Origin of the sequence: Ensifer sp. SL37, from assembly GCF_026672675.1 — a bacterium.
In the GTDB taxonomy this organism is placed as follows: Bacteria; Pseudomonadota; Alphaproteobacteria; order Rhizobiales; family Rhizobiaceae; genus Ensifer; species Ensifer adhaerens.
On sequence record NZ_JAPPRN010000006.1, the window covers coordinates 317,682 to 331,439 of the forward strand.

General features: G+C 62.9%; 7 protein-coding genes. 2 read left to right on the forward strand and 5 right to left on the reverse strand.

The annotated features are described in order from the left end of the window. Positions 1-5: 5 nt before the first annotated feature. Positions 6-944 carry a DMT family transporter gene (locus tag OVA00_RS13645; protein ID WP_060516200.1) on the reverse strand — a complete coding sequence of 313 codons (939 nt, stop codon included), beginning with the start codon at positions 942-944 and terminating at the stop codon, positions 6-8. 429 nt (positions 945-1,373) lie between these two features. On the opposite strand from OVA00_RS13645, the gene pepN reads away from it, so the two are divergent. After that, entirely contained in the window at positions 1,374-4,022 is a 2,649-nt protein-coding gene (gene pepN, locus OVA00_RS13650) for an aminopeptidase N (RefSeq protein ID WP_268089131.1), read from the forward strand. Positions 4,023-4,204: 182 nt separating this feature from the next. Further along, entirely contained in the window at positions 4,205-6,532 is a 2,328-nt protein-coding gene (locus tag OVA00_RS13655) for a PAS domain-containing sensor histidine kinase (RefSeq protein ID WP_268089133.1), read from the forward strand. Between the two features lie 59 nt (positions 6,533-6,591). Here the strand turns inward: OVA00_RS13655 and OVA00_RS13660 are convergent, their stop codons facing one another. The 4 genes from OVA00_RS13660 to OVA00_RS13675 all read right to left on the reverse strand — a co-directional run bounded on the left by OVA00_RS13660 (position 6,592) and on the right by OVA00_RS13675 (position 13,478). Continuing rightward, a complete protein-coding gene (locus OVA00_RS13660; protein WP_268089135.1) occupies positions 6,592-9,546 on the reverse strand; it encodes a bifunctional [glutamine synthetase] adenylyltransferase/[glutamine synthetase]-adenylyl-L-tyrosine phosphorylase in 2,955 nt (984 codons plus the stop codon). Positions 9,547-9,628: 82 nt separating this feature from the next. Further along, positions 9,629-11,035 carry a sensor histidine kinase gene (locus tag OVA00_RS13665; protein WP_090294664.1) on the reverse strand — a complete coding sequence of 469 codons (1,407 nt, stop codon included), beginning with the start codon at positions 11,033-11,035 and terminating at the stop codon, positions 9,629-9,631. Next, on the reverse strand, positions 11,032-11,730 hold the full coding sequence (locus OVA00_RS13670) for a response regulator transcription factor (protein WP_034789385.1): 699 nt from the start codon (positions 11,728-11,730) through the stop codon (positions 11,032-11,034). The genes OVA00_RS13665 and OVA00_RS13670 overlap by 4 nt, the downstream gene beginning before the upstream one ends. Before the next feature lie 188 nt (positions 11,731-11,918). Beyond that, positions 11,919-13,478, reverse strand: coding sequence for a Do family serine endopeptidase (locus OVA00_RS13675; protein WP_113293443.1), 1,560 nt, complete (start codon positions 13,476-13,478; stop codon positions 11,919-11,921). Positions 13,479-13,758 lie beyond the last annotated feature (280 nt).

Genomic DNA, 13,758 nt, shown 5'->3' on the forward strand with positions numbered 1-13,758 from the left:
GTGGCTCAGCCCTGCGGCGTCACATGCTTGCGAGCGCCCCGGCGCTCGAGGCCAAGCCGATGTTCGCGGAAAATGATGAAGATGCCTGCGCCAACGACGATGGCCGTGCCGACGAGCATGGCGGCCGTCGGGATATCGTCGAACAGGAAGTAGCCGATGATCAGGCCGAGCACGATCGAAGTGTATTCGAACGGTGCGATGGTCGACATGTCGGCATGGCGATAGCTCTCGGTCAAAAGGATCTGGGCGACACCGCCACAGAAACCGGCGACCATCAGCAACAGGAAGGCCTCGCGCGAGATCGACGGCCAGCCGAAGGGCAAGGTCGCGAGAGAGAAGACCGAGGCCGACAGCGAGAAATAGAGCACGATCGTGTGGGTGCGCTCATTCTTGACGAGTTTTCGTACCAGCACCATGGCAACTGCGCCCAGGGCCGCCGAAACCAGCACAGCAGCAGCGCCCAGCGCCTCCAGCGAACCGAAGCCGCCTTCGCGAAAAAGGGTCAGCCGTGGCCAGGTGATGATCATCACGCCGACCAGCCCGACGACAACGGCCGACCAACGGTAGAGCCGCACCGACTCGCCTAGAAAAATCGCGGCGAAGGCGACGGCGATCAGCGGCATGGCATAGCCGATGGCGATGGCTTCAGGCAGCGGCAGGTGTACGAGGCCGTAAAAACCGAAGCTCATTGCGAGAATGCCGACGAAGCCGCGAGCGATATGGCCGGTAAAATCTTCGGTCTTGAAGGCGTCGCGCAGCTGTCCGCGGAAGGCGAGATAGCCGAGGATCGGCACCATGGCGAAGGCCGAGCGGTAGAAGGTGATCTGGCCGGTGGCGATCTCGTTTCCGGCCGCCTTGATCAGCGTCGACATGCAAACGAAAATGACGACTGAAAGGACCTTGAGCAGGATCCCCTTCATCGGGCTTTCGACTTCCGCATCCATTGAGGGCACTTTTCGAACAGCCTTGACCGGCGATCAGCTGGCACGCGGGCTGGTTTGGAGATTTTTCAGCGGAGAGCACCGCTGCAGGACCGGGCCACCTTAGCGACGCTTTTCTCGAAAGTCGGATCAAACTTCGTGATGAATGACGTTTTTTCTTGATCGATTAACCTTCGACAGTAGGGCGGCCGGCTTTTCTTTAGCTGCCCCGAAAAAAACCTTTCCAATTCATGTCTTGTTAGTCCCACTTCGATACACATCGGTCCGATAAGGGAGCGGGAAGAATAACGGGCGCCATGTCTTTTCTGTCGGAAGTGCGGTCGCCGGCATCACAATCGTGTGGCACAGCCCAGCTTTTCGCCCCTTGGCCTTTTCACCATCACAGGCACCCTCTACAAATTCTCCAGTAGAACGGTGCAAGCGGGACTGACCATGCGGACAAATACTGGCCAGATCATTCATCTGGAAGACTACCGGCCGACCGACTTCGTTCTGGAGAGAGTGGATCTGACCTTCGAGCTCGATCCGAAGGAGACCAAGGTCGAGGCCCGGCTGATCTTCCATCGCCGCGAAGGTGTCGACAGTGCCGCGCCGCTCGTGCTTGATGGCGACGAGTTGACCATGACCGGCCTTTTGTTGGACCAGGAAGAACTCGCCGCAACGCTCTACGATGTCGCCGACGATACGCTGACGATCCGCGGCCTGCCCGAAACCGCCCCGTTCGAAATCACCATCACTACCCTGCTTTCGCCCGAGACCAATACGCAGCTGATGGGGCTCTACCGCACCAACGGCGTCTACAGCACCCAGTGCGAGGCCGAAGGCTTCCGCCGCATCACCTATTTCCCCGATCGTCCCGATGTACTTGCCGTCTACACGGTCAACATCATCGCCGACAAGGCGTCCTCTCCCCTCCTGCTTTCGAACGGCAACTATCTCGGCGGCGCCGACATGGGCGACGGCCGTCACTTCGCCGCCTGGTTCGATCCGCATCCGAAGCCGAGCTATCTCTTTGCGCTGGTCGCCGGCGACCTCGGCGTGGTCGAGGATACGTTCACAACGATGTCCGGCCGCGACGTTGCCTTGAAGATCTATGTCGAACACGGCAAGGAGCCTCGCGCCTCCTATGCCATGGATGCGCTCAAGCGCTCGATGAAGTGGGACGAAGAGGCCTTTGGTCGCGAATACGACCTCGACATCTTCATGATCGTCGCCGTCTCCGACTTCAACATGGGCGCCATGGAGAACAAGGGCCTCAACATCTTCAACGACAAATACGTGCTTGCGGACCCGGAAACGGCGACCGATGCGGACTACGCCAACATCGAGGCGATCATCGCGCACGAATACTTCCACAACTGGACCGGCAACCGCATCACCTGCCGCGACTGGTTCCAGCTCTGCCTGAAGGAAGGCCTGACGGTCTACCGCGACCACGAGTTCTCCGCCGACATGCGCTCACGCGCGGTCAAGCGCATCGCCGAAGTGCGGCATCTGAAGTCGGAACAGTTCCCGGAGGATGCAGGTCCCCTCGCCCATCCGGTGCGCCCGACGAAATACCGCGAAATCAACAACTTCTACACGACGACCGTCTACGAAAAGGGATCGGAAGTCACCCGCATGATCGCGACCATCCTCGGCCGCGATCTGTTCAAGAAGGGTATGGATCTCTATTTCGACCGGCACGACGGCCAGGCGGTGACGATCGAGGATTTCGTCGCCTGCTTCGAGGCGGCAAGCGGTCGGGATCTGCGCCAGTTCGCGCTCTGGTATCACCAGGCCGGAACGCCGCTGGTCACCGCTTCGGGCGCCTATGACGCCGCCAAGCAGACCTTCACCCTGTCGCTCGAACAGACCGTGCCGCCCACGCCCGGACAGAGCGCCAAGGAAGCGATGCACATTCCGCTGAAGATGGGTCTGCTGCTCGAAGACGGCAGCGAAGCCGCGCTTGCCGCCGTTTCCGGCGCCGACATGACCGACGATGTCCTGCATCTGACAGAGCGCAATCAGACGGTGGTCTTCTCGGGCATCCCCTCGCGCCCGGTTCCGTCGTTCAACCGCAGCTTCTCCGCGCCGATCAACCTGCATATCGAGCAGAATGCCGACGATCTGGCGCTGATCGCGCATCACGAAAGCGACCTCTTCGCCCGCTGGCAGGCGCTCAATGCCATTGCGCTTGGCAATCTGGTCGAGGCGACGGCGAATGTCCGCGCCGGCAAGCCGGTCACCTCGGACAAGGCCCTGATCGACGGCCTGATCCGGGCCGCCGCCGACAACAGCCTCGAGCCGGCCTTCCGTTCGCAGGCGCTGGCCTTGCCGAGCGAATCCGATATCGCCCGCGAGATCGGCACCAACAACGATCCGGACGCGATCCACGCGGCCCGCCAGCAGATCCTGACAGCGGTTGCGGCCGCCGGGCGCGACACCTTCCTCAAACTCTCCGACGAACTCGTCTCCAGCGGCGGGTTCAGCCCGGATGCGGCAAGCGCCGGCAGGCGAGCACTGCGCAACAGCGCGCTCACCTACCTCGTTCAAGCCGATGAAGGGCCGGAGCGTGCCGCGAAGGCCTTTGCGGCCGCCAACAACATGACCGATCTCAGCCATGCGCTGGCGCTGCTGGCGCACCGCTTCCCGGATTCGGCCGAGGCGACAGACGCGCTTGCAACATTCCGCAAGCGTTTCGCCGACAACGCGCTCGTCATCGACAAGTGGTTCGCCGTGCAGGCGGCGATCCCGGGCGCTGGAACGCTCGATCGCATCAAGGCGCTGATGAACGAGCCACTGTTCAACGGCAACAATCCGAACCGCGTACGTTCGCTGGTGGGCACCTATGCCTTCGCCAACCCGACCGGGTTCAACCGCGCCGACGGAGAAGGCTACCGCTTCCTCGCGCGCCAGATCCTCGACATCGACCCGCGCAATCCGCAGCTTGCGGCCCGCATCCTGACCTCCATGCGCTCCTGGCGTTCGCTGGAGGACAAGCGTGCCGGGCATGCCCGCAAGGCGCTGAAAGAGATCGCCGGCGCGTCGAAACTTTCGGCCGATGTCGGCGACATCGTCGAGCGCATGCTCAAGGCCTGAGCATCGCCAACGCCTGATTTTCCTGGGGCCGGGCCACCAAGGTGGCCCGGCCTATTATTTTCCAACGATAAGAAATGGTTAACAAATCTTTACCAGTGCCTCTGGACAAGGCGAATCGCCCTGTGATTCATTGAGTCAGATTCGGGCGAGCGGCGCGCCGAATCATCAGAGGGTTTAGACAATTGGGAAAGATGGCGGACGCGCGACCAGCGAGCGCAGCCGACGGGCGGTTGCGACTCAAGCTTCCAGGCGTTACCGGCCTGGAGCAGGAGTTTATCTCGCAGGCGAAGATCTTTGCCGGGCCGGCTTCACGCCGCCTGGCAAACGCGGAGCCCGTTCTCAAGCGCTCCATCCCGATCCTGATCATTGCATTCCTGATCATCGTTGCGGTTTCGCGCATGTCCAGCATCATGGACGAGCATGCCCGCATGGAGGAAAGCTCGCGCCAGACCGTTGGCCTTGCGGCGGCGATCGCCGTCGCCGCCTTCCAGACAGACGGCGGCGCGCTGTTCGATGCGGGCCGTCGTGCCGAGACGGAGCAACGCTTCAGCCAGTTTCTGCCGACCGGCATGCTCGATCCCGGCACATTCATCCTCGCGGTGCGCAAGGACGGGCGGATCTTTGCAAGCACGGAAGGCGGTGGCCCGCTCATCGGCCGCACGCTCGCTGCGGCCGCTCCCGACATCGCGACGTTGCAATATTTCGGCGAACATTCGAGCGTCATGAAGACGGCGATCGCGGGCGCCGACCACATCGTGGCGCTGGCGCAGCTGCCCGATGCGGCTGGCGTCGTGCTGGCCGCAACGCCGGTCACCCAGCTCGAAACGACCTGGCGAGACGAGGTTTCGCTGAACGTCACGCTGTTTGCCGGCATCTCGGCGATCCTGCTGATGGTGCTTTACGCCTACTACATCCAGGCCAAGCGCGCCCGCGATGCCGATTCGGTCTTTGCGGAATCGAACCTGCGGGTCGAGACGGCGCTCTCGCGCGGGCGTTGCGGCCTCTGGGATTTCGACCTTGCCAACCGTCGGCTGTTCTGGTCGCGCTCGATGTACGAGATGCTCGGCATGCCGGGCGAAAGCAGCGTGCTCTCCTTCGGTGACGCCGCAAGGCTGATGCATCCGGATGATCACGGCATCTACAGCGTGGCGCGCACGATCGCGCGCGGCGACGCGCGCCAGATCGACCAGGTGTTCCGCATGCGGCATGCGGACGGTCACTATGTGTGGCTACGGGCCCGCGCCGAGATCATCCGCACGGCCTCGGGCCGGGCGCATCTGATCGGCATCGCCATGGACGTGACGGAACAGCATCGTCTTGCGCAGCGCTATGCGGAGGCCGACCAGCGGCTCGCCGACGCCATCGAATGTACCTCCGAGGCCTTCGTGCTCTGGGACAAGCACGACCGCCTCGTCATGTGCAACACCCACTTCCAGGAGGCCTACAAGCTTCCGGACCACGTCCTGGTGCCCGGCACCGAACGCATAGCCGTGCATACGGCGGCAGCACGGCCGGTGGTCGAGCGGCGGATCGCCGACCCGGATCACAGCAACCAGTCGCAGACGAGCGAAGTCCAGCTTGCGGACGAGCGCTGGCTGCAGATCAACGAGCGGCGCACACGCGACGGCGGCCTTGTCTCCGTCGGCACCGACATCACGCTTCTGAAGCGGCACCAGGTGCGCCTGCGCGAATCCGAGCGGCGTCTGATGGCGACGATCGGCGACCTCTCGGCCTCGCGCATGACGCTGGAGCGGCAGAAGACCGAGCTTTCGGTCGCGAATTCGAACTACCAGGCGGAGAAGGACCGTGCGGAGGCGGCCAACCGCGCCAAGTCCGAGTTCCTCGCGAACATGTCACATGAGCTGCGCACGCCGCTCAACGCCATCCTCGGCTTCTCGGAAATCCTGCAGAACCAGATGTTCGGGCCGCTCGGCTCGGAGAAGTACAACGAGTATTCACGCGACATCCACGAAAGCGGCAAACATCTGCTCAACGTCATCAACGACATCCTGGACATGTCGAAGATCGAGGCCGGGCACATGCGCATCAGCCGCGAGACGATCGACCTTGCGCCATTGATCGAGGAGACGCTGCGCTTCACCACCATACCGGCGGAGCAGAAGAACATTCACGTCGTGCAGCAGATCTCGTCGGGCCTCACCATGGTCGCCGATCGCCGCGCCATGAAGCAGGTGCTGCTCAACCTGCTTTCGAACGCGGTCAAGTTCACCAATGAGGGCGGGCGGATTTCGCTTCGGGCACGCAAGGTGACGGGCGCGGTGACGCTCACGATCGCCGATTCCGGCATCGGCATTCCGCGCGACGCATTGCAGAAGATCGGTCAGCCCTTCGAACAGGTGCAGAGCCAGTACGCCAAGAGCAAGGGCGGATCCGGCCTCGGGCTCGCGATCTCGCGCTCACTCACCCGCCTGCACGGCGGCAGCATGAGAATACACTCGACCGAGAATGTCGGGACCATCATCTCGGTCAGGATTCCGGACCGCGGTTAAAGCGGGTCTGGAGCAGCGCGCGGTCTTCCACGCGCCGTCCGTTTACCCGCTGCCCTCCCTCACACTGAAACGACCGATTGGAAGACACGGCGCACGGCTTTGGAGAGCCTGCGAACGTCCCCCTCCAAGGTTTTCAGGTCCGGATAGTCCCCTGCCCGGCAGACGAGATCGATCAGGCCCGCTGGCGCTTCCTTCGGCTCGAACTCGCCCTCGATGCAGAGCCTCACGATCTGGGACAATTCGGTGAAAAGATGCAGCGCTTCCAGCGCAACATCGAGATCGTTCGGGTTCATCAGCGCATCACCAAGCAGCTTCAACGCGTCGGCGGTGTTGGTGCCTGATGTCAGCGGCTGAACGCCCTTGGCCGGCGCTACGAGCGCCAGATACTGGGTGATGAACTCGATATCGACGAGACCGCCCGGGATCAGCTTGAAGTCCCAGATGTCGCTCGGCGGTTTCTCGCTATCGATCATCTCGCGCATGGAGATCACGTCGGCGCTGACTTTGGAAACATCGCGCTTGCGCTCGAGGATCTCGGCGAAGATCCCGTTGGCCTCGGCCATCAGCCGGTCATCGCCGCAGATGCAGCGCGCCCGGGTCAGAGCCAGATGCTCCCACGTCCAGGCCTCTTCGCGCTGATATTTGGCAAAGGCGTTGATCCTGGTTGCGACCGGCCCCTTGTTGCCGGAGGGACGAAGCCGCATATCGACCTCGTAGAGAATGCCTTCCGCCGTCGGCGCGGAAAGTGCGGCGATCAGGCGCTGCGTCACCCGCGTAAAGTATCGCGTCGGATCAAGCGGCTTGGCGCCGTCGGACTCGGTTGCCGTCTCGTCGTAATCGTAGAGCAGGATCAGATCGACGTCGGATCCCGCGGTCAGCTCGTGGCTGCCGAGCTTGCCCATGCCGACAACGGCGATACGGCCTCCAGGGAAATCGCCGTGAACGGAGCGAACTTCATCCTCAACCGCCTTTACCGCCGCGGCGATGATGAGGTCGGCAAGATCGGTAAAGGCGCGGCCGGCTTGCGCGCCCGAGATCGCGCCGGTCAGGAGCCGAATACCGATCAGGAAACGCTGCTCGGCGGCTATGATCCTCAGGCGATCGAGCACCTCCTCATAATGGCGAGCACCGCCGACGAAGTTGGCGATGCGTGGCGCCAGATACTCCCGCGTCGGCAATTCGGCGAGCAGGCCGGGATCGAGCATGCCGTCGAAGACATGCGGGCGCGCGGCAATGATTTCGGCAAGCCTTGGGGCCGACGACATGACATTGACGATCAGCGACAGGAGGCCCGGATTGTTGCCGAGCAGAGAAAACAGCTGAATGCCGGCAGGCAGGCCGGAGATGAAATTGTCGAAACGCAGCAGCGCTTCGTCGGCGCGGCGGCTTTCGCCAAAAACCCGCAGCAGCTCCGGCGTCAGCTCTGTCAGCCGCTCGCGCGCCTCCACCGACTGTGTCGCGCGGTAGCGGCCATAGTGCCAGGTGCGGATCGTGTGGGAGATGTCCGACGGCCGCTGGAAGCCGAGTTTCTTCAGCGTCTCCAGCGTGTCCGGGTCGTCGCGCTGGCCAGTGAAGACGAGGTTGCCGGTCTCGGTCGAGAGCTTAGCTTCCTGTTCGAAAAGCTGAGCGTAGCGACGCTCGACGGTCTTCAGCACGCGCGAGAGGGCCTTGGAAAAGGCGGCTGTATCCTCGAAGCCGAGCATATAGGCGATGCGCTTCAGTTCCGCTTCGGTCTCGGGCAGGACGTGCGTCTGCTCGTCGCGCACCATCTGGATCCGGTGCTCGACATCACGCAGGAACCAATAGGCATCGACGAGTTCGTCAGCCGTCTCTTCGTCGATCCAGCCGGCCTTGACGAGCGCCCGCAGCATCGGCTCCGTCGCGCGCTGGCGCAGGTCCGGCATGCGGCCACCAGCAATCAGCTGCTGGGTCTGGACGAAGAACTCGATCTCGCGGATGCCGCCGCGGCCGAGCTTGATGTTGTGGCCCTTGACCGCGATCTCGCCGTGCCCCTTGTGGGCATGGATCTGGCGCTTGATCGAATGAATGTCTGCGATCGCCGCATAGTCGAGATACTTGCGGAAGACGAAGGGGACCAGATCCTTGAGGAAGTGCTCGCCAGCCTCGATGTCGCCGGCGACCGGCCGCGCCTTGATGAAGGCGGCGCGCTCCCAGTTCTGCCCCCTGCCCTCGTAATAGAGCATCGCCGCTTCGACCGGGATCGCCAGCGGCGTCGAGCCCGGATCCGGGCGCAGGCGCAGGTCGGTTCGGAAGACGTATCCGTCGCCGCTGCGCTCCTGCAGGATGCGGATCAGGCGGCGCAACAGCCGGCCGAAAGTTTCCGAGGCATCGTCGCGATCGACGATGATGCCGGATTGCGGATCGTAGAAGACAACGAGGTCGATATCGGAGGAATAGTTGAGCTCGAAGGCGCCGAGCTTGCCCATGCCGAGCACGACGACGCCGGAACCGGCGCTCGGGTTTGCGACATCCTTGACCTTAAGCTTGCCGCTCTCATGCGCGCTCAGGAGCAGGTGGTCGATCGTCGCCGACACGGCCGCACCAGCGAATTCGCTGAGCCAACGGGTGGTCTCGCGCCCGTCGAAATGGCGGGAGAGATCGGCGAGAGCGACGGCGAAGGCAAGTTCGCGCTTGGCCCTTCTGAGCCGCGCCATGATCTCGGTATCCGGCAACGCCGCGCCGCCTTCATTCGGCTTCCAGGCATCGCGGGCTCCGCGCACGCGCTCGCTCAGGAAAGTCGTGAGATCGGTCGAGAGAAGCTCTTCGAGAATGGCGGGGCGACTGTCGCCGGTGTCGCGAAGAAAAGGCGAAAGGGCAAAGGCCGAGACGATGAAGGTCTTGAACTGCGTTTCGGACGCAAGCAAGCTTGCGACCTTTTCATGACCCTTGGCCATATCCTTCAAGACCGAAAGCGCTGTCTTGGCATCGGCTTGTGTCGCCGGACGGATCGGCGTCGTCTCGATCGCCCAGCACTGCTGCACCTGTTCCTGCATGCCGTCTCCCTCTGGCCGGAGCGGACGGCGCGGAACAACTGCGCGCTGCCTCACTCCACCTCGTTCTCCCAAAACCGGTCTATCAGGTTGCAGTCATCGGGAAAACCATCTGAACCGTCAGCCCCTTGGCGCCATCTTCGGCGGAAGGAACGGTGTCGGCGAGATGCAGCGCGCCGTGATGCATTTCCATGACGGCCTCGACCAGCGACAGGCCAAGGCCGGTGCCAGGCTTGGACCGGCTCTCATCCAGGCGAACGAAACGCTTGATCACCTCGTCGCGCATCGCTGCGGGGATGCCCGCTCCATGATCGGCAACCGACAGCAACACATTCCCCTCGCGCTTTTCGAGCGAGACTTTGATCAGAGGGTTCCCGGCGCCATCGGCATACTTGACCGCGTTGTCGATGAGGTTGCCGAGGGCCTGGCCGACCAGTTCGCGGTTGCCTGAAATCACGAGATCCTGGGCGATTTCGGCTTCAAGTTTCAGACCGCCATCTTCGGCCACCGGTTCGTAGAGCTCGACGCAATCGGCGACGATCTGCGAAAGGTCGATGTCGCTCATCTCGGCGACGGACGAGCCGGCCTCGACGCGCGAAATCATCAGAAGCGCGTTGAAGGTGCGGATCAACTGATCGGATTCGCCGATGATCTCCTCGAGCGCACCGCGCTGGCTCGTGCCCTTGCGGGAAAGTGCGGCTTCCGCCTTGTTGCGCAGCCGCGTCAGCGGCGTCTTCAGATCGTGAGCGATGTTGTCGGAGACCTGCCGCAGCCCTTCGTTCAGCTTCTCGATGCGGCTGAGCATGGCGTTCAGTGATTCCGACAGCCGGTCGAACTCGTCGCCGGAGCCGCTCATCGGCAGACGCTGCGACAGATCGCCGGCCATGATCTTGGTGCTCGCCTCCGACATGCGGTCGATGCGCTTCAAGGCGTTGCGGCCGATGCCGAACCAGATGACGAGCGCGCCAAGCCCCATGACGCCGAGCGCCACCATCAGCGCCTGGCGCACAAGGGCGCGGAACTTCTGCGGCTCCTGCAGGTCGCGGCCAACAAGAATGCGCAGACCATTGTCGAGAACCAGCACATGGGCAAGCGCCACGTGGGTGTCCTTCTTGCTCTCGTCCGTATAGCGCTGATAGGCGAAGGGACGTTCGGTCCAGCCTTCGCTGTCGAGCAGGCCCGGCTCCAGGCTCGCAACGTTGCCGGCGAGGATTTCGCCGCTCGGTCCCGCAATCACGTAGAGATTGGCTCCCGGCTGGCGTGCCCGCCGCTCGAGCGAGCGCAACAGGCCGTTCATGCCGGCGCGGCTATAGACCTGCTCGATCTGCGCCACCTCGGCGGTGACCGCGTCACGGGTCTGCTGCTGCAGCAGCCGCTCCGACATGCCGGTGACGTAGAAGACGAGAAAGGCAGCACAGAGAGAAAAAAGAATGAGGTAGAGGGCGGAAAGCCGGACTGCGGTCGTTCTGAAGAGAACGCGAAGCTTGCTCATGCGGACGCCCGGTCATCCTTGATCATGTAGCCGGCACCGCGCACCGTGCGCAGCAGCGGCACATCGAAATCCTTCTCGATCTTCGAGCGCAACCGCGAGACATGCACGTCGATGACGTTGGTCTGCGGGTCGAAGTGGTAGTCCCAGACGTTTTCCAGCAGCATGGTGCGGGTGACGACCTGGCCGGCGTTCTTCATGAGATATTCGAGCAGGCGGAATTCGCGCGGCTGCAGGGGAATTTCCTTTCCCTGCCGGCGCACGGAATGCGACAGGCGGTCGAGTTCCAGATCGCCCACGCGGTAAACCATGTCCTGATCGGGCGTGCCCTTGCGGCGCCCAAGCACCTCGACACGGGCGAGCAACTCATTGAAGGCGTAGGGTTTCGGCAGATAATCGTCGCCGCCGGCGCGTAAACCCGTGACCCGGTCATCCACCTGGCCGAGCGCCGACAGGATCAGCACCGGCGTGTGGATGTCCTTGCGCCGAAGCTCGGTGATGACAGAGAGACCATCTCGACGCGGCAGCATGCGGTCCACCACGAGAACGTCGTAATTGTTCTCGCTGGCCATGAACAGGCCGCTCTCGCCATCGCTGGCGTGATCGGACACGATGCCCGCCTCGCGGAAGGCTTTCGCCAGATAGGCTGCCGCCTCGAGATCGTCTTCAATGATGAGAATCTTCATACGCGCGACCATAGTCCCGGACCCCTGTCTGTCTCAACCGGTTTCGACTTTCGACAACCGGGTTGGCGAGTGCTCTCGTGAGGGAAAGCGGGATGGGGGCGGAGAACCGCACACACCTTTTCACATCCCGCTCCAAACGGCGAGCGCCGCGACATCACTTGGAAATCGCGGCGCTCCGGTCAATCATTTGACTGCCGCGATCAGCCCTTGTCGATCGGAAGGGCCACGAAGCGGCTGCCGTTGTCGGCCTCGATCTGGAAGAGCGCCTTGCTACGGCCGTCCTTCTTGGCAGTGTTGATGACCTTCAGGATGTCGTCGGCGGACTTCACCTCCTGATTGTTCACCGAGACGATCTTTTCGCCCTGCTTCAGGCCGCGATCGCTGGCATCAGAGTCTTCGTCGACCGAGGCGATGGTGACGCCCTTGCCATCATCAGACGGCACGACAGAGACGCCAAGGTCGGCCAGTGCCTGCTCGCTCGACGGCTGGGCTTCTTCGGACTGGTCGTCCTGGCTCTTGGCAGCGTCCTTGTCGTCCTTGGGCAGCGTGCCGATTTCGAGCTTGACGGTTTCCGCCTTGCCGCCGCGCCACAGGGCCAGATCGACCGTGGTGCCCGGGCGGATTGCCGCAACCTTGCGGGCAAGGTCACGCGGATCCTTGACCGTGTCGCCGTTCAGCGCGGTTACGACGTCACCCTTCTTGATGCCGGCCTTTTCACCCGGCGAGCCGGTCTGCGGTTCGACGACGAGCGCGCCGCTTGCTTCCGAAAGGCCGAGCGATTCGGCGATGTCCTTGGTAACGGGCTGGATCTGCACGCCGAGCCAGCCGCGGGAAACCGAGCCGTCCTTGATCAGGTCGGCGACGACATCCTTGGCAACGGTCGACGGGATGGCAAAGGCGATACCGACGTTGCCGCCGCCCCTCGGCGAGAAGATCGCGGTATTGATGCCGACGACTTCACCGGAGAGGTTGAAGGTCGGGCCGCCCGAGTTGCCGCGGTTCACCGCCGCATCAACCTGCAGGTAATCGTCATAGGGGCCGGAGCCGATATCGCGGCCACGCGCCGAAACGATGCCGGAGGTCACTGTGCCGCCGAGACCGAACGGGTTGCCGACGGCAACGACCCAGTCACCGACGCGGACCTTGCTGTCATCGGCCCAGCCGACATAGGTGAACTTGCGCTTGTCATCGACCTTGAGCACGGCGAGATCCGTGCGGCTATCCTTGCCGACCAGCTTGGCATCGAGTTCGGTGCCGTCGTTGAGGATGACCGTGAAGGCAGAACCGTCGGAAACGACGTGGTTGTTGGTGACGAGGTAGCCGTCTTCGGAGATGAAGAAGCCGGAGCCCTGAGCGGTCGGACGCAGGCGGCCTTCGCCATGCGGACCACGGCGGTTGGGGCCGCGGTCGGCACGGTCATCGCCGCGCGGACCGAATTCCTTGAAGAAGCGCTTCAGCGGGTGATCGTCGGGCAGATCGTCGAAACCGCGACCGTTGAAATCGAAGCTGAAGTCGCCGCCATCTTCGGCCACCGGGTTGACGCGCGACTGGACGCGCACCGAAACGACGGCCGGCGAAACGGCATCAACGACATTGGCAAAGCTCGGCACTGACGGCGCTTCCACCTTCACCGGATCGGCAAAGGATTGCGAGATGCTTGCCGGCAGACCCGAGGTCAGCATGACGGCGGCAAGGCCGGCGATGGTCGAGGTCTTCAGAACGGTCTTGAGGGAGGGACGCAGGGATTTGGTCGTAAACATCCGTTTTGCCTTTTCTCTTCCTAGATGCCATCGGAGATGGCACCGAAACCTGGTTGCGAAGCCGCCTCAGGGAAGGCGGAATTCGTTTTGGCTGACTGGAGGAACAGCCGATGACGAAAGATGTAACGGATGGGACCTTACTGAGTTCTGTCCGGAAAATGAATTTTTGGTAATGTTGTGAAGAGCTGGCCCGGGCTCGGCCAAAGGCCTGCCGGGGACTGCGCGTTGGCGCGAACGGAATTGCCAGCCACCGGCAGGGATCTCAAGCGATATCAAGAGA

Coding starts and splice junctions, on each gene's coding strand:
- OVA00_RS13645 (WP_060516200.1), bottom strand. CDS start 944: ATGGATGCGGAAGTCGAAAGCCCGATGAAGGGGATCCTGCTCAAGGTC.
- pepN (WP_268089131.1), top strand. CDS start 1,374: ATGCGGACAAATACTGGCCAGATCATTCATCTGGAAGACTACCGGCCG.
- OVA00_RS13660 (WP_268089135.1), bottom strand. CDS start 9,546: ATGCAGGAACAGGTGCAGCAGTGCTGGGCGATCGAGACGACGCCGATC.
- OVA00_RS13665 (WP_090294664.1), bottom strand. CDS start 11,035: ATGAGCAAGCTTCGCGTTCTCTTCAGAACGACCGCAGTCCGGCTTTCC.
- OVA00_RS13670 (WP_034789385.1), bottom strand. CDS start 11,730: ATGGTCGCGCGTATGAAGATTCTCATCATTGAAGACGATCTCGAGGCG.
- OVA00_RS13675 (WP_113293443.1), bottom strand. CDS start 13,478: ATGTTTACGACCAAATCCCTGCGTCCCTCCCTCAAGACCGTTCTGAAG.